A 17,952-nucleotide genomic window follows, 5' to 3' on the forward strand; every position below is an offset into this window, starting at 1 on the left:
TCCTTCGCTATAAAACGTCCAATTGTGTTCGATTAAATTTTAGCATGTCGCACCATAGCGTAGCCGTATCCAGACAACATTTCCATCTGCTGTCTATAGCACTATCAAGCAAAGCTTTTCTTTGTATAATACTCCAGGACACGGGCGGCTTGTTGAATAATTTCTGCTCGCAATTCTGCTGGCTCCAGCACTTCCACTTGATCACCAAAACTTAATATGTAGGCACATGCTTCATATGGTGTATCAAAACCCAGATGAAAGGTCAGCCAGCCATCCTGGTCGACGACATCGGTCTGCTCCATACGAAATAATCTGCTCGATCCATAAATACGCGGCACAACTTCGGGCGCGGCACGCACGGTAGCCTGGTACCAGCGCAGGGTCGAGGTAAAATCCCGGGACGACTGTGTCCAAAAAGTGGCCAGATCAAAATCGGGCGGGCGGACGTACGCCTCCTCCATAATCCGTACACTCTGAATACGTGAAACCCGGTAGCTGCGACTCTGCCCCTCCACCACTGCCACCAGATACCATGTGCTGCCTTTGGCTACCAATCCCAGTGGATCGGCGATACGCTCCACCAGCGTCTCGCCACGCAAATAGGTAAAGCATATTTTATGTTCTTGCCAGATGGCCTGCTGTAAGGTAGGTAGAGCGGGAATGGGCTCTTCGCGACTATGCCAGTTGGATGTATCGATATGAATGCGCTGGCTCACATACTCGGCGTCCTGCCGACGGACCGCTGGTAGAGCGGCCAGCAATTTGATTAAGGCGCCCTCGGATGCCTTATGCAGACCCAGATCGCTCAATACATGTGAGGGCCTGGACAGAAAAAGGGTCTGTATCTCATACTCGTTCAAACCGGTCAGATTGGTACGATACTCTTCCATTAAGCTCCAACCTCCACCGGTACCACGTTCGGCCTGTACCGGTATGCCCGCGCAGCTTAAAGATTCCATATCACGATGAATCGTACGCTCAGAGACCTCCAGGCGTTGCGCCAGTTCACGAGCCGTCAAGCGCCGATGCACCTGCAAGAGCAACATAATCGAAAGCAAACGGTCTGCACGCATACGTGTCCTCCTCTAGCAGGGATCAGGTTATTTATTTCACTCACAAATGTAACACACCAATATGACAATATATGTCATGAATGAGTACATCTGAAAATCGTCGCCCTTAAACGCTGATAACATTATTTTGAAAAAGGTAATCTATACATATAACCATATGTTACTATTACAAAGGACGTGATCCACACATTGTTAAAAGGACGGAAGACATACGTGAGTACTAATGACATTCAAAGCAGCGAGTTGTGGGAAGTTTCTCGTCAACTGATCAATTTTGACACCGTCAGCGCACATAGTAACCTGGAAGCCGTCAAGTATCTGGAAAACTATTTAAAAGAGATTGGCTTTACAGTTAAAGTTATTATAGATGACATTGATGGGGTTAAAAAGGCGTCAATCCTGGCGTGGTTTGGTCCCAGCCAGCCCGGTGGATTAATGATCTCGGGCCATATTGATGTTGTCCCATTTGATGGTCAGCCGGGCTGGAAGACAGATCCATTGGTAATGCAAACGGATGGTCAGCGCATCTATGGACGTGGAACGGCCGATATGAAAATCTTTATCGCGCAGGCGTTAGTGGCAGCCAAACAGGTCGTTCAGCAGCAACAAGACTTTAAACGTCCATTATTGTTTGTCTTTACGTATGATGAAGAAGTTGCGGGCCAGGGATCAGGCCGACTGGTCAAAATTTTGCCGCAGTTTTTTAAGGAAACAATTCCAATGCCAGAGATGGCACTGATTGGAGAGCCCACTAACTTTGAAATCTATTCGGCCCATAAAGGCTATGCCACCTTTGATCTGGTTGTGCGCGGCATGGGCGGCCATAGTAGTGTGCCGAAAAAGGGCTTGAATGCCATTGAAAAGATGGGTGACGTGATCCGTATCATCTCTGAAATCGACGCCGAGCTTGAGCAGCGCATCACACCAGAAAATACCCAGCTCTTTCCCGAGTGTCCTCCTTCGGCCTTCAACTGTGGCATCATTAACGGTGGACTGGCCGGGAATATGATCGCAGATACCTGTCGCTTGAAAATGAGCCTGCGTGTCTCACCCGGCGATACATCGGAGGAGATTATCGGCACCATGAAAGAGCGTATTGAGCGTGAAGTTGCCAGTAAGATGCGCGCCTTCTCGCCCGATTGCGATGTATCCATTGAGAATCTACACGCCACACCACCGATGAAATCTCCCCAGCAAAGCCCACTCAGTTCATTGCTTAGTCGCGTTTTTAACAAACCTGTTGAACATGGCGCTCCCTATGGCACCGATGCAGGCCAATTCCAGCATATCGGTATCAACTCTTATGTCTGTGGACCGGGCGCACTAGATCAGGCGCATCAGCCCAACGAGAGCATCCCGGTTGAGCATTTTTTGAGTGGACAGGAAAAGGTGGAGCAGATCATTACAGCCTGGTGCATTCAAGATGAGGGTGCGCGTTAGTCATCATAAACCGACAAAAAGAAAGGACCACTGCAATAGTGGTCCTTTCTTGATCAGGCTCCTCGAATAGGATTCGAACCTATAACCCATCGGTTAACAGCCGATTGCTCTACCATTGAGCTATCGAGGAATATAGCGCTCTTTGAATGTAGATAATAATAAACCACCCCCCAGCAATTTGTCAATACCTCACCACGCTTAAATCCTCACCTTTTCAATGGAAGAGATCTATCTGTATTTTTGACAGCTGAGTATACTCATTAATAGAAGAGATAAAAAAGGGGGTATTGACCGTTCCCTTAACAGAAGCTAAGCGTATAGCAAATGCTCATCTGTACTTTGCTGCAAACAATTATGAGCTATACAAAAGTAGAGGTATAATCAAACCTGAACAGGCTACTTGTCTAAACACAGGAAAAGAGAGAATTACATTGAAGAGCTCAGATGAACCCCTGATATCAATAAACAATGCCTTTTTAGATAGCGATACTACTGTGCTGGCAGCACTGTCAGTTGGCGTTACGCTACCATATGCTCCCCAGGATGTGACAGTCACTGATGTCACCACAGGACAACGCATTGGTGTAACGGCCATTAAAAATGCTCACACCTACCACGCTATTATCGTAGGTGATCTACAGCACCTACTGGGCGCGCCCAATGATTGGAATACAGATGACGATCATACGCGTTTGCAAGAAATACATCCCAATCTCTATCAATATACGGCCTCCTTGCCAGCTGGCACCTATCATTATAAAATCGCTTTTAACAATGGTTGGAGCGATGTAATACCGCATGAAAATATCACGTTGACCGTTCCGGCTGACAATACGCCGATCACGTTTTCATACGTGCCATATAATCCGATTATGCAGCAGGCAGAAGTATACGATACCATCAATAATCCCAATGCCATCCTGCCAAATGCGGCCGATACCACCACTGATTTGATTGCCATTACCCTGGACGCCGTTCCGGATGTTACACATACGTTGGAGCTCCAATTGAGCGGCTATGCGGAAACGTCCATTGTAGCTCGCTCAATTCTGGATAATGAGCGCTTTGTCTATCAGGGAGATGACCTGGGTTATACGCTAACGCCCCAATCCACTTCATTTCGCCTCTGGGCACCTACCGCTGCGGATGTGCAGTTGCTCCTTTTCGAGAGTGAAACGGGCGGTATCAGTCGTCAGCTGGCAATGCAACAAGCAGAAAAAGGAACCTGGTATGTCAGCGTAGAGCAAGCGCTAGAAAACTGGTATTACCTCTACCTGGTAACTGTGCAGGGAAAAACACAAACGGCGCTGGACCCATATGCGCGTGCATTGGCGGTCAATGCGACCCGCGCGCTGATTGTCAATCTGTCACAGACCAATCCCGTCAGTTGGGAAACAGACCACCAGGTCGAGCTGACCAATCCAGTCGATGCCGTCATTTACGAGCTCCATGTGCGAGACTTCTCGATCAATCTTAACTCTGGCATGAAGCATAAAGGTAAGTTTCTGGCCTTTACCGAGCACAACACCAGTAGTCCCGACCAGATGTCAACCGGCGTTGAGAGCCTGAAAGAACTTGGCATTTCCCATGTGCAGGTGCTACCAGCCTTTGAATTTGCCAGCGTTGATGAGCGTAAGCCCGATCAATATAACTGGGGCTATGATCCTCGCAACTACAATGTGCCAGAAGGAGCCTACGCCACCACCCCGCATGGTCCAAACCGCATCAATGAGTTTAAGCAGATGATCCAGAGCCTGCACCAGGTGGGGATTGGTGTCATTATGGATGTAGTTTACAACCATACTTTTTCGGTTGGTGACTCAGATTTCGATAAGATTGTGCCCCAATATTACTATCGTACGGATAACAAAGGTCATTACACGACCGGTTCGGGTTGTGGCAATGAGATCGCCAGTGAGCGTCCGATGGTGCAAAAATTTATCCGCGACTCACTCATCTATTGGGTGCGGGAATATCATGTTGATGGTTTCCGCTTTGATCTGATGGCTTTGCTGGGTGTGGATACGATGTTCAAAATTGAACAGGATCTACACGCGATGCATCCCGGGCTCTTGATCTATGGTGAGCCCTGGATTGGTGGTTCTTCAGCCCTACCAGTCAACCAGCTGTTTACTAAAGGACAACAGCGCGACAGAGGCATAGGGGTCTTTAATGATCATATCCGCAATGCCTTGATCGGCAATGTCTTCGCGCATGACATGAAGGGATTTGCGACAGGCGATAACGGGCAGATAGCAGAAATTAGCAGTGCGGTCACCGGAAGCATCCATGATTTTACGGCCACACCAGCTGAGACCATTAACTACGCTTCCAGTCATGATAATCTGACGCTGTGGGATAAGATTATGGCCAGTAGCGCGCAGGCCAGTGAGGCCGATCACATACTGATGGATAAGCTGGTGCTGGCTATCCTGATGACTTCTCAAGGCGTACCATTTTTCCAGGGGGGCGATGAGTTCCTGCGCTCAAAAGGTGGCAATGATAATAGCTACAATGCGGGCGATGCCGTCAATCAGTTCGATTGGTCGCATAAAGCTAAGTATAAAGATGTGTTTGAATACTATGCCGGGCTGATCAAGCTGCGCAAGAATCACCCCGCCTTCCGTATGACCACGGCGGAGGACATCGATGCCCATCTGACCTTTCTCGATGGTCCAGCAAATACGGTTGTGTTCAAGCTGGGTCCGCATGCCAATCAGGATAGCTGGCAACAGATTCTGGTCTTTTATAATCCCAATAGTGCCTCCACCTCATTCGCACTGCCAGATGGCAACTGGACTCTGGTCGTCTCGGTAGATCAAATCAGCGAACAGGGTCTACAACAGGTAACTGGCACACTGGAAGTTCCAGGCATCTCCTGCCTGATTCTGTATCAAAATGCATAATATAAAAGGACACTATTGCCAGGACAGAACGTTTTTGTGGAGCATTGCAGAAAATGTGTTTCACACATTTTCTGCAATGCTCCACAAAAACAGCTCGGGCGCGCATGCGCACGTCCGCAAAAGAATGATAGCATCAGAATTTACGGAGAAGCGGACGCGGCGATTTCTTTTCCATCTGCTGTTTAATCAGATTGGTATAAAAGCCATTCTTCAATAATAGATCCTGGTGTGTGCCACTCTCTACAATCGTACCTTGATCCATGACCAGAATCAGATCGGCATTGCGAATAGTGCTCAGACGGTGCGCGATAATAATTTGGGTGCAAGGTAGAGATTCCAGATTCTGAGCAACCAGTTGTTCCGTAACCACGTCCAGGTTACTGGTGGCTTCGTCTAATAGCAGGATAGCAGGATGATGGGCGATGGCGCGTGCTAGCGAGAGACGCTGGCGTTGGCCGCCCGATAGCGCGCTGCCTCCTTCAGCCACCGGCGTCTCATACCCCAGCGGCATGCGCACGATGTCATCATGGATAGCGGCCATCTGAGCCGCACGCACCGCATAGTCTTTATCCATGTGTGGATTGTTGAACAGAATATTCTCCATAATGGTCCCGCTAAAGATGGCCGACTCCTGCAAGACCACGCCAAATTGCCTTCTCACTTCCTGATATTGCAGTTCCTGCAATGGTATGCCGTCGTAATAGATCTGCCCTTCACCAGGAATGTACAGGCCCAGCAGAAGCTTGCCAAGCGTGCTTTTGCCAGATCCAGTACGTCCTACAATAGCAACTTTCTGGCCCGAGGCAATAGTAAGGTTAATGCTGTGCAGTACGCGGGGCGTCTCGGGAGAATAGCGGAAGCTCACGTTCTCCAGGCGAATATGACCGGCCAGTTTGGGCGGCGATTTTACCGTCTGGGCATGCTGCTCTGGCTCGGCCGTCATGATGTCGGCCAGACGTTCGAGGTGCGCCTGCACAATCTGTAACTGTTGGCCACTACTCACCAGCGATGATAGAGGTGAGAGAAAGGAGGTTGCCAGAGAACTCAAGGCTAACATGGTACCAATAGAGAGCGTTCCATTGAGTACCTGGGTCGCTCCTACCCAGAGTAGAGCCATAGGGGCAAATCCACGTAGAAGCATCATGGCCGTACTGGCGATAGTTGAAATGTAGCCTCTGCGCGTCGAAATGTTCAGCTGGTCAAAAAACAGATTAGTCCAACGATCATGGGCACTATATTCGGCGCCTGCCGCCTTGAGGGTCGCGATACCAGCCAGGGCCTCAGCCATGTACCCCTGTGATTTACCCTGAGCCGTCAATTCTTGAGCCGCCAGGCTGGCAATCGTACGGTACACGCTTAACATTAAGACTATCTGCAATAAACCAATTACCAGGGCCAGCAGCCCAAAAGTAGGCGCCGCAACCAGCAAAATTGCCAGATAGAGGATCACCATACTCCCATCCAGGCAGGTAGAGATCACCTGGCCGCTGAGTGTGTCACGGATGATAGTATTGCTGCCCATGCGCGTCAATAAGTCGCCACTGGAACGCTGCTGAAAGAAACTATAGGGCAACAGCAACAGGTGCTCAAAAAAGCTGAGCATCATATGTGTATCAATGCGTGCTCGCACATAAATGAGTAGCCATTCTCTAAGTAGAGAAATAAACGCTTGCGAGAAGAGCATCATCAACATGCCAGCACCCAATAGAATCATGGCATTCGTGAGATGGAAGGGGATAATCTTATCAATAACCGTTTGCGTTAAGATGGGAGGAAGCAGACCAATACCCTGCAATATAATGGAGGCCAGAATCACCTGAAGCAGCGCACCCGGCGCCTGACGAACAGCCTGCACTGCATACATTCTCAGGGAAAGCGAGGAAGCAATTTTGCGGCGGTGGAAATTCATTCCTGGCTCAAGCATCAAAACGATACCAGTAAATCCCCCGTTGAATTCCTCTGCATTCATCTGCCTGCGTCCCGACGCAGGATCCACCACCGTCACCTGGTCGGGAGTCCAATTTTCAACGATCAGAAAGTGGTTAAACTCCCAGTGAATGATGGCTGGCAAGGCAACGTCTTTGAAATCGTTCCTCTGTAAGGCCACGGCACGTGAAATCATACCCATGTTACGGGCAGCTTTCACCAGGTTTAAGGCCGAGATACCATCTCGACCCGCTCCATAGTTAGCACGCAGTTCAGAGATAGTTGTCTGGCGCCCATGGTAAGTCATGATCATTGCCAGGCACGCCAGTCCACACTCAACTTCGCTCATTTGTAGTATAACAGGAACGCGCTTTTTCCATATTCGATTAACAATCGAGCGTTGTAAATATGGAACTCCTTTTTTTTCTCCTTCTTTCGGTAGAAGCTGCGTCTTTTGCTCGCTGGCATTCATAACCTACCCCTTCACAAAACTACCCAGACCCGGCAACATCGAGAGAATTCGTTGCGACCCTGTTCTTACATTAGCCACCAGAACAGTCCCAGCAAAGGTGGCGGTTGGCATATTGTTAAGTTGTATCAACACCACAATCGATGGTTGCGTCACAATTTGTGCCATAAATCCATAGCGCTGATGAATCAAACTTGGGCTGACTACTGTGGGCTCGATCTTGATCACTTTACTGATAAGCTCTTCTTTAGATGCACCAATATGCACCAATGCTTGTTGGCCTACCCGCAACTGTGGCAACTGACCGGCCGCAAAAAAGAGCGCAGCCTTAGCCCCCTGTTGATCAGCAGCTCCCTGGCTATGCTGGTCCAGCACAATTCCTGGTGCGGTCGCATAGATAGGAATTTCATCATTCCAGGCAATGCAGCCTACCACTAAAGCTGACCCGAATAAGATCCATATCAAAAGCGCTGTTGGCAAAGCTCTAAAGTGAGGCAGTGTTACTTTATCCCTTCTCCTCTTATAATGCTTTATAGCTTCATCTCTGAAAATTTGCGAAGATGTCGACATATCTGCTGTTCACCAATATTCTATACTCTATAATTTTGTCACTGTATATAGTATAAGAATTCACACAAATGTGCTTGTATAACGTTTTTGCATAATTTTTATTCATCGTAAAATCTCTACCTAAATTTATAAAATATAATGTATCTGGGAAGCATAAGTTCATAATAATAGTTATCAAATTTATCTTCGATGCTCACATAGTCAGCAATATTAAAAGTGTTTTCATTGCAACTAGACATAATATTCAATTACAGCGTTATTATGAACTTCCTTTCAATTTTATGCTTCTTTTTTACCGTACGGTTGTTTTATAGATTTTTATAATGCACTTAGGTACCGAGTTAGGGACAAGAAAAGAGAAAAATACAAGAAGAAGTATTTAGCGACAGCTGAAACTCTTCTATTGAATAGTAATTAAATCGCTAATACCTTCGTGTATCTCTTATAGATTTTGTACGGTACCAGAAACATTTGAGTCTTTGTGTGAAACAAAGAGAAAGGATACATACCATGAACACTGAGAACACAAATATAATTGAACTAAAAGACTCCGACCTGGAACAGGTTGAGGGAGCATTTGGCATCGGTGGCTTGAGGCTCCTCAGACGCGGTTATGGCTATGGCTATGGTGGTGGCCTTGGCTTAGGCTTAGGCTTAGGCCTCTTCGGTTGGGATGAGGGATGCGGCGGCGGCTATCCCGGATTCTACGGCGGCTGCGGCGGCGGCTATCCCGGATTCTACGAGGGGGGCTGCTACTAGTCATTAGCACCTTAGCTAATAGCTGTAGACATTCACTTCATGTTTGCTTGTATCAGGCAAAAATTGTTGATACAAGGCAGGAGAGGAATTACCAGATTCCTCTCCTGGTCGGTACACCTGAAAGATCTATTCTGCCAACAAAAACAATGTGTTTGCACCTTTTTACCTTGTAAAGGCCCATCTACTTGCAAGGGTCCAGCAAGGTAGTCGCGAACAAAGATTTTGAACAAACGGAAGGTTACATATCATGAATATAGACATTGCACGCGCCTGGAAAGATGCCCAGTATCGAGGAACTCTCACCAACGAGGAGCTCGCTCAGCTTCCTGAGAATCCTGTTGGTGCCCTTGAGTTAACAGACAATGATCTGGCCAGCGTCAGCGGTGCCTACAGCATTGGTGTCCCTGGGGCTGCCTCAAACAGCTGCTGCAGCGGACTCGGCCTCAATATTAACCTCACCGGGTGCTGCGCAACTGGAACTGGCAGTGCTGCCAGCCCATCTCCGTCAAGCACAAGTGGCCCGGTAGCCACCGGTTACCAGGGTGGCAGCTGGCACCTCTCCTATGTCTATGACGCCGGATATAGCGCCAGCGACTGCTGCAGCACAGGCTACTATACAACCTGCAACGTCTGCTAGTCATTCTCAAACCCATACTAATTCGCATTGCCTTGTTACTTGTACCAGGCAAAAATTGTTGATGCAAGGCAGGAGAGGAATTATCAGATTCCTCTCCTGGGCAACCAGCATAAATGATACTACTCTGCCAACAAAAACAATGTGTTTGCACCTTTTTACCTTGTAAAGGCCCATCTACTTGCAAGGGTCCAGCAAGGTAGTCGCGAACAAAGATTTTGAACAAACGGAAGGTCACATATCATGAATATAGACATTGCACGCGCATGGAAAGATGCCCAGTATCGAGGAGCCCTCACCAGCGAGGAGCTCGCTCAACTTCCTGAGAATCCTGTTGGTGCCCTTGAGTTAACAGACAATGACCTGGCCAGCGTCAGCGGTGCCTACAGCATTGGTGTCCCTGGGGCTGCCTCAAACAGCTGCTGCAGCGGCCTCAATATTGACCTCACCAGCTGCTGTACAACTGGCAGCACCGCCAGCGCATCTCCGTGCACCGGTTGCGCGGCCACTTCCGGTTACCAGGGTGGCAGCTGGCACCTCTCCTATGTCTATGACGCCGGATATAGCGCCAGCGACTGCTGCAGCACAGGCTACTATGCAACCTGCAGCGTCTGCTAGTCATTCTCAGGTCTACGTTTATGCACATTACTTTATAATCTCAAGGCTATAAAGTAATGTGCAGCCAATTTCACATTGCCAGATCAACAATTTGATCGGCTTGTCGCGCTACAATGCCACTCACGGTGCGACAAGCCAGGCTTTTTAAGCAACTACAAACCAGCGGTCAGGATTCGGATCTATATCCATGGAGTTATCTCTATTACTGCATTATGTGTTGTACTTGAGGCTTTTATCCTCGGGGATGTTTGATGGGAATATAATAAAATGAAACAAAGTTTACAGATCAATGAACAACAAGATAGTCATAAAGCTGCGTGGTATCGCGCTTTGAGTTTAACTGAGCGTGCGAACTTGCTGCCCCGGCATGAATCAGAAGAATCGATCACGGCGTCGGAATCACAGCTTGAAATCGCGCACAAGCGCCTCCACCGCTGGAAGAGGCAGCCGCCTTTTCCCAATGCTTCCTATTTTGAGCAGCGCCTGGCCAGTGATGCCCTGACAGAGCAAGAGTTATTGTTTTTACTTGCCGAGTCGCCAGAACAGCTCCAGAAACGATTGGCTGAAACCATTTCGTTGCCCTGGTTGAACACCCTGATTGATACATTTAAACTTTACATGTCTGAGCAAGCTCCCTTACAGATTTATAAGCCCCAGGAAAGACCAAACAATGCGGTAGCCTTCTTGGAGACGGTTGAGCCTCTGATTAATAGCGGGCTGATGCGTTTGCAAGCAGGCATCCGGGAATTATCCCAGATGTATACACACATGCCCTTTGAGCCAGATAAGGTAATTCCGCTGCTGCTGTCACATATCCCAGATCGTCTGCTACCGAAAATGGTGAAGACAATGGTGTTAGAACTACATATTGCGCGCCTGCAGGGACGTTTGCAGGGTGAGACGGCGGAAAAGCGTTTTCAAGATTTTATTCAACAACTCAATCAACCACAGAACATGCTTCAGCTACTTGAAGAATATACGGTTCTGGCTCGCCTGCTGGTCGAAAGCATAGATATGTGGGTAGACTATGGATTGGAATTGCTGACGCGTCTATGCGATGATTGGCCGGAAATCCTGGCGACTTTTAGCCCCCAGCACGATCCGGGAACACTGACTGAGATTCTTGCGGGACAGGGCGATACGCACCGCCGAGGCCGCAGTGTCGTTGTGCTGGTGTGGAGTTCGGGCTTTCGCCTCGTCTATAAGCCGCGCTCGTTGGCTATCGATGCCCACTTTCAGGAATTGCTGACCTGGCTCAATCAACATGGCTATCAACCAGGCTTCCGTACAACTAAATTCGTTCAGAAGGCCGCCCATGGTTGGACCGAGTTTATCGCGCCCCAGCCTTGCACTTCACTGGAACAGGTACAACGTTTTTATGAGCGCCAGGGAGGATATCTGGCCTTATTACATGCTCTGGCCGCTACCGATTTTCATGCCGAAAACATTATTGCCGCCGGTGAACATCCTGTTCTGATTGATCTTGAGGCCCTGTTCCATCCTTATCTGGTCAAAGAAATTGAACGACAAAAGCAATCACCTGCCATTCGAGCGCTGGATTACTCGGTGCTGCGCATTGGTCTGCTACCCCAGCGTATCTGGAGTAGTGAGCAAGGAGAAGGTATCGATGTCAGTGGACTGGGAGGAGCCGCAGGGCAAATGACACCAACGCCAGTAGCGCGCTGGGCCGATATAGGCACCGATACTATGCAGATGCGCCTTGAACATGTTGCGGTCAGGCTGGGAGATCATCGTCCGACCCTGGATGAGCAGGATATTGATACAAACACGTTTCGTGCTACTATCTGCGCTGGCTTCCGAACCGTCTATCAGCTCCTGAGGCAGCATCGTCAGGAGCTGCTGACCGAGGTGTTGCCGCGTTTTGCCCATGATGAGATACGTTGCCTGATTCGGCCCACCGGCTACTATGGCATCCTGGTTAATAATAGCTTTCATCCCGATGTTCTACGCGACGCCCTGGATCGTGATTGTTTCTTTGATCGTTTATGGATTAACGTTGAGCAAGACGCACAACTGGCGCATGTCATCCCACAGGAACGTTTAGACTTGCTGCGAGCAGATATTCCTCTCTTTACGACGCGTCCGAACTCCCTTGATCTTATCAGTAGCCAGGGCGAGATCATTGCGGATTTCTTTGAAGACACAGGTATGAATGCGGCCATCCGCCATCTGCAGTCCTTTGATGACCAGAACCTGGCCCGACAAGAATGGTTGATCAATGCGGCCTTTGCCAGTATCACGCCAGTCAAGGATCGGCAGGTGCAGCGCTCTATCCGCTTTGATCCCAGCAGTCGCGCCACGACTACAGAGGATTGTCTGGCACTGGCAAGAGAGATCGGTGATCGTTTGATTGCCACTGCCTTCCATAGCGATGAAATAGTTGAGTGGCTCGAATTGGCACAGTTGGGCGAGCAAGAGTGGCAGGTGGTGTTCACAGATGCTGATTTATACAATGGCTCGGCTGGCATTGCGCTGTTCCTGGCCTATCTGGGAAAACAGACAGGTGCCGAACAATATACGACTCTGGCCCGCAAAGCGCTTACAGCCACGCGCATAAAAGTTCATATGCATATTGTTCAAGGTGATGATTATGGGCTGGGAGCCTTTATAGGCCTGGGATCATTCATTTACCTGCTGACCCAATTGGGAACGCTGTGGCAGGATGAGCAGTTGCATGTAGAGGCGGAACAACTTATTCAACAGTTATCACCTGTAATTGCGCGGGAGACAGTTTTTGATGTTAACGGTGGAGTGGCTGGTTGCCTGCTAACACTGCTGAGTCTATATAAAGTCAAGCCCACTCAGACCATTTTACAGATAGCGCTTGAGTGTGGAGAGCATCTACTGGCCCACATGCGTTCCACCCCTGAAGGAAAAGGCTGGAGCCCAACTGATAATCAGGTGCCATTAACCGGTTTTGCCCACGGCAATGCTGGCATTGCGCTGAGTCTTTTTCAACTCTATGCCATCAGCGGTGAGCAGCGCTTCCTGGCTACAGCTCGGGAGGCCGTGGCATATGAAACGGCGCACTATTCGCCGGAACGGAAAAACTGGCGCAACCTGCGCAAACAGCGACTAGCTACAACACAGATACAAACGCCATCATCACAAGATGAGGAAGAGGCCGCCTATATGGTTGCCTGGTGTCATGGCGCAGCCGGTATCGCGCTGGCCCGTCTGGGCTCGCTGGAAGCTGATCCCCTGGATGCTATATATTCAGACATAACGGCCGCGCTGGAAACGACGCTGGAACAGGGCTTTGGCGCTAACCATTCTCTCTGTCACGGCGATCTAGGCAATCTGGATATCTTGCTTTCCGCAGACCAAATGCTGGCAACAGATAAATATCAAGCAGATATTCAACGCCTCTCTGCAATGCTATTGCAAAGTATACGCGAACAGGGCTGGATTACAGGTGTACCGCAGGGCATCGAAACGCCAGGCCTGATGACTGGCCTGGCCGGTATTGGTTATGCGCTGTTGCGCCTGGCCGCGCCCACACAAATTCCCTCAGTTCTCCTACTGGCGCCACCAGCCAAAAATTAAAACACAACCTCCGATATGCAAAAAGTTTATGCCGCGGTGCAAATGTGCGCTCAAGGCACGTTCTGCACCGCAGCATAAACTAGCTCAGGCGCGCATGCGCGCGTCTGCATAGCCATTATCTCTACTGATGGACAGTTTTTCACTGCCTCATGCGTTATAAGAGATGAAACAGAGAGAATTGTTATGGTTGTAGAAGGTTGGTGGTGGTATGCATATCCTCTTTATTTCCCGTTATTACTATCCGGAAAAGGCGGCGGCCGCGGTGTGCGTTGGCGAGACCGCTAAACGCCTCAGCAAGTATGGACACAAAATTACGGTCCTGACCACACTACCCAGCTATCCCAGCGGTATCGTGCCACAGCAATATCGTGGGCGCCTGGTGCAGACTGAATATATCGATGGGGTGCGGGTAATCCGTACATGGAGCTATACCAGTCCAAATAGTGGCTTCTTTAAGCGCGTCTGTTCCTATCTCTCCTTTGGTTGCCTGGCAGCCCTGCTGAGCCTCAAAATACTTGGGGCACCTGACCTGATTATCGCTGAATCGCCTCCGCTCTTTAATGTGATTGCCGCCCACCTGCTAAGCTGGCGCTGGCACGTGCCACTAATCTTCTGGGTCGCAGACCTCTGGCCTGAATCAGCCATTCAATTGGGAGCGGTGCGTAATCCATGCTTGATTAAGCTGGCCAGCTGGCTGGAAGGGTTTACCTATCGACAGGCCAGACTGGTATGGGCAGTAACGGCCAGTATGCGTGATACGCTCATACGCCGGGGACTACCACCCGAAAAGGTTTTTCTGCTGCACAATGGCGTCGATACGCAACGCTTCTATCCTTCATCCAGGTCCGCGGCTCGTCGAGCGCTGGGCTGGGGACAGGGCTTTGTCATCCTGTACGCGGGCACACACGGTCTGACCCATGGACTCAATACTGTGCTGGCAGCGGCTGAGCGGTTACGTGGCTATCCAGCTATTCGCTTTGTGCTGGTGGGGGATGGAGCAGAGAAATCAGCCCTCATGGCCGAGGCCCGGCACAAAGCTCTGTATAATGTGCACTTTCTCGATCCTTTGCCACATGAGTGGGTGCCTACCCTGCTGGCAGCCAGTGACGTTTGCCTGGCCCATACCCGCAAGCTACCCATCTTTGAAGGTATGCTGCCAATGAAAATGTTCGAGGCCATGGCATGTGGGCGTCCATTGTTACTGGCAGTCAAAGGCGAAGCACGCCAGCTTGCCGAACAACAAGCCGGGGCAGCCATCTACTGCGAACCAGAGAATGCCGAGGCCCTGGCTGCGACGGCCTATTATCTCTATACCCACCCTGAAGCGGTCGAGCAGCTTGGCCGGAAGGGGCACGCTTATGTCAAGGCACATTTTGACTATACGAATTTAACGCACAAGCTTAACATACAGTTGCAAAAACTCTTACCTGAGGCAGCGTTGCATCGCTGATCATACCCGGCTTGATAATGCAGTTGTCAACAGCGCCTGACGCTATTGGGATAGCACCTATATTGCTCCACAATTTAACGTAAACGTATACGTATACGTTTACGTCGCTCGCACGATCCAGCATCATGGCTGTACATCTTCTTGCTCTACTTGCCTGCAAAATGGGGCATACAACTGGCCAAGAAATAGGTGGCACGGAGAATAGTGGATATGGAAAGGAACCGACCGATGAATATGATTTTTCCTGCGAGCGAGAGCAAATATAGGGAAAATTTGCGGCTCCCGGCTTCGCTACATGTGTGTATGCATGTGGTGCGCAATGCTCAATCCGATGTACGTTTACAGCGTAATGCGGCGACCCTGGCTGCGGCAGGCTACCAGGTTACGGTATTGGATGTGGCTGCACCAGATCATCAACAACCCTTGGAGACGCCTGCATATCAGGTTAAACATATTGGTGTTGGTCAGCAGTTTGAGCTAACGCGCTTCGAACGCCATGGCTGGTTCAAAGCCTCCTCAGTGTTTATCCGTGGCACCATCGCTTTGCTTAAACAGTCAGCTGATATCTATCATGCCTGTGAATTGACGGCATTACCCGCCTGCTATGTAGCAGCCAGGCTGCGACGCAAACCGCTGATCTTCGAGGCATATGAGTTACCGCTACAGGATGTGCCGCTGGTAGCCATGTCACGGAGTCGCCGCTTCTTTTATGCCATCATGAAAAGTTGTTTGCGCTATTTGTTAGCGCGTTGCGCGGCCGTGATCACGGTATCACCTCCAATCGTGCAGGAATTACAGCGGCGCTATCGCGTGCCACAAATTATCCTGCTGCGCAACCTGCCACATTATCGCGCCAGCGAGAAGACGGATAACCTGCGCCAGCACCTGGGCCTGTCTCCACGCACACGCATCGCTCTCTATCAAGGAAATATACAACCGGATCGTGGCCTGGAACGCCTGGTACGGGCCGCCGCCTACCTGGAACCCGAGCATGTCATTGTCATTATGGGACAAAATGTTGGAACCACGCGCGCAGAATTGAAGCAACTCATCATGCTGCAGCAGGTAGACGCGCATATCAAAATCATTCCGGCCATTCCCTACAACATCCTGCTTGAATGGACGTCTTCGGCAGATATTGGCCTGACTATCATTCCGCTGGATTATACGCGCAACATGCGTATGTGCCTGCCCAACAAGCTGTTTGAATATATTCAGGCTGGCCTGCCGGTGCTCTCGTCGCCCCTTGAGGCGGTGCGCGAGATTCTGACCACTTATGACGTTGGTTGTGTTGCGCGCTCAATGGACCCGGCCGATGTCGGTAAAGCGATCAATACTATGCTCAGCAATGAAGCGGAACTGATCCGCATGCGGACCAACGCTCTGCAGGCCGCTCGTCAGGATCTTTGCTGGGAGAAGGAGGGCCTAAAACTGCTACGCTTATATCAGCAACTGCTTGCTACCTGATCCCGTTGTTTGTGTAGATACCGGCTTTTCACTGTAGTTGTCTCATCTTCCAGTTACCTTTGAGAGAGAGCCACGCCAGCACGACCATCAGGGCCGCTACCAGCAGGCCAGATTCGCCCGTCCAATGGGAGGTGTCGCCGTCGCGGTTGAGCGAGTTAAAGATCTCTACGATAAAGCTATTCCAGGCGGCATGCAGAACGATGGAGGGCCAGATGCTGCCGGTTTGCAGGCGCAACCTTGCTTCCAGACAGCCGAGACTGGTGATGGTGACCAGGAAAATGCAGGCGGAGAAGACAACCGGCCATCCCATAACGGGTGCGGTAAGAAAGATAAGCGGCCAGTGCCAGAGGGACCAGATCACGCCACTGATCACGATCGGCTGCGGTATTTCTGCGTCGATCAGGCGCGTCAACATGTAGCCGCGCCAGCCGAGCTCTTCGCCAGTAGCGTTGAAGAGTTCGACCACGAAAAAGGAACCGATCAGGAGAAGGGTCAATGGCCAGGCAGCATGGGCACCAAACAAGCGGATAGCAAACCCGAGGCTTTCAGATGGCCGAAAAGGAATCAGTCGTGCCAGCCCGGTTGACCAGGCCAGGCCATAGGCTACCAGCGCGACCACAAGTGGCGTAAGTACAGCGATCACAATCGCGCTCCAGGTTCGGCGCCCACCAAACCGGAAAGAGATATCACGCCAACCTTCATGCAAGATCCAGCGCGTCAACAGGGCCGCACAACCAGGAGACCACATTAATAAGAAACTACTCAGTACGCTTTGAGTGGCCAGGGTGAACCAGGCGGCGAAGATAGAACAAACGAACAGCAGAATGAAAAAGAAAAGCAGACCGCGACGAGCGGCAACTTTTGGGGATATCCCCCCATCGGTCCTGCTCAGGTCAGCATTACTAAGCTCCACTGAGGAGCTACTTTCTTGGGGTAGAAGCATATTTGCAAATCCTTTTGTGCAGGCCCGACATTCATATATCTCTATTGTATCATACGATTAAAATCGCAAATTCTCCAACCACTCAAAGTGCCTTTTACATAAGAGAAAATATAATTGGAGCGTAGTATGG

At 50.0% G+C, this 17,952-nt stretch carries 12 protein-coding genes and 1 tRNA gene; 8 read left to right on the plus strand and 5 right to left on the minus strand.

Going from position 1 to position 17,952, the window contains the following annotated elements:
- Positions 1–104: 104 nt before the first annotated feature.
- On the minus strand, positions 105–1,073 hold the full coding sequence (locus tag JMI88_RS00335) for a helix-turn-helix transcriptional regulator (RefSeq protein WP_201359769.1): 969 nt from the start codon (positions 1,071–1,073) through the stop codon (positions 105–107).
- 213 nt (positions 1,074–1,286) lie between these two features.
- Here JMI88_RS00335 and argE point away from each other — a divergent pair, with 213 nt between their 5' ends.
- Positions 1,287–2,513, plus strand: a complete 1,227-nt coding sequence (gene argE, locus JMI88_RS00340) for an acetylornithine deacetylase (protein WP_201359770.1) — start codon at positions 1,287–1,289, stop codon at positions 2,511–2,513.
- A gap of 58 nt (positions 2,514–2,571) precedes the next feature.
- Here the strand turns inward: argE and JMI88_RS00345 are convergent.
- A tRNA-Asn gene (locus JMI88_RS00345) sits at positions 2,572–2,643 on the minus strand.
- 301 nt (positions 2,644–2,944) lie between these two features.
- On the opposite strand from JMI88_RS00345, the gene pulA reads away from it, so the two are divergent.
- Positions 2,945–5,419, plus strand: coding sequence for a type I pullulanase (gene pulA / locus JMI88_RS00350; RefSeq protein WP_201359771.1), 2,475 nt, complete (start codon positions 2,945–2,947; stop codon positions 5,417–5,419).
- Between the two features lie 133 nt (positions 5,420–5,552).
- Here pulA and JMI88_RS00355 read toward each other — a convergent pair whose 3' ends face one another.
- A complete protein-coding gene (locus tag JMI88_RS00355) occupies positions 5,553–7,817 on the minus strand; it encodes a peptidase domain-containing ABC transporter (RefSeq protein WP_201359772.1) in 2,265 nt (754 codons plus the stop codon).
- A 3-nt stretch (positions 7,818–7,820) separates the two neighbouring features.
- Complete coding sequence (locus JMI88_RS00360; RefSeq protein ID WP_201359773.1) at positions 7,821–8,249, minus strand: hypothetical protein; 429 nt, start codon at positions 8,247–8,249, stop codon at positions 7,821–7,823.
- A 645-nt stretch (positions 8,250–8,894) separates the two neighbouring features.
- Between JMI88_RS00360 and JMI88_RS00365 the strand changes: the two genes are divergently transcribed.
- The 6 genes from JMI88_RS00365 (at position 8,895) to JMI88_RS00390 (ending at position 16,879) form a co-directional block, all read left to right on the plus strand.
- On the plus strand, positions 8,895–9,143 hold the full coding sequence (locus tag JMI88_RS00365) for a hypothetical protein (protein ID WP_201359774.1): 249 nt from the start codon (positions 8,895–8,897) through the stop codon (positions 9,141–9,143).
- Between the two features lie 247 nt (positions 9,144–9,390).
- The gene (locus tag JMI88_RS00370; RefSeq protein ID WP_201359775.1) at positions 9,391–9,780 is read left to right on the plus strand and encodes a mersacidin/lichenicidin family type 2 lantibiotic; all 390 of its coding nucleotides are present in this window, start codon (positions 9,391–9,393) and stop codon (positions 9,778–9,780) included.
- A gap of 240 nt (positions 9,781–10,020) precedes the next feature.
- Positions 10,021–10,395 carry a mersacidin/lichenicidin family type 2 lantibiotic gene (locus JMI88_RS00375; RefSeq protein WP_201359776.1) on the plus strand — a complete coding sequence of 125 codons (375 nt, stop codon included), beginning with the start codon at positions 10,021–10,023 and terminating at the stop codon, positions 10,393–10,395.
- Between the two features lie 267 nt (positions 10,396–10,662).
- Entirely contained in the window at positions 10,663–13,962 is a 3,300-nt protein-coding gene (locus JMI88_RS00380) for a type 2 lanthipeptide synthetase LanM family protein (RefSeq protein ID WP_201359777.1), read from the plus strand.
- Between the two features lie 208 nt (positions 13,963–14,170).
- On the plus strand, positions 14,171–15,412 hold the full coding sequence (locus tag JMI88_RS00385) for a glycosyltransferase family 4 protein (RefSeq protein WP_201359778.1): 1,242 nt from the start codon (positions 14,171–14,173) through the stop codon (positions 15,410–15,412).
- Between the two features lie 228 nt (positions 15,413–15,640).
- Complete coding sequence (locus JMI88_RS00390; protein WP_201359779.1) at positions 15,641–16,879, plus strand: glycosyltransferase; 1,239 nt, start codon at positions 15,641–15,643, stop codon at positions 16,877–16,879.
- A 28-nt stretch (positions 16,880–16,907) separates the two neighbouring features.
- Here the strand turns inward: JMI88_RS00390 and JMI88_RS00395 are convergent, their stop codons facing one another.
- Positions 16,908–17,822: a CPBP family intramembrane glutamic endopeptidase gene (locus JMI88_RS00395; RefSeq protein ID WP_201359780.1), complete on the minus strand. Its 915-nt coding sequence runs from the start codon at positions 17,820–17,822 to the stop codon at positions 16,908–16,910.
- Between the last annotated feature and the right edge of the window lie 130 nt (positions 17,823–17,952).

Source organism: Dictyobacter formicarum (assembly GCF_016587435.1).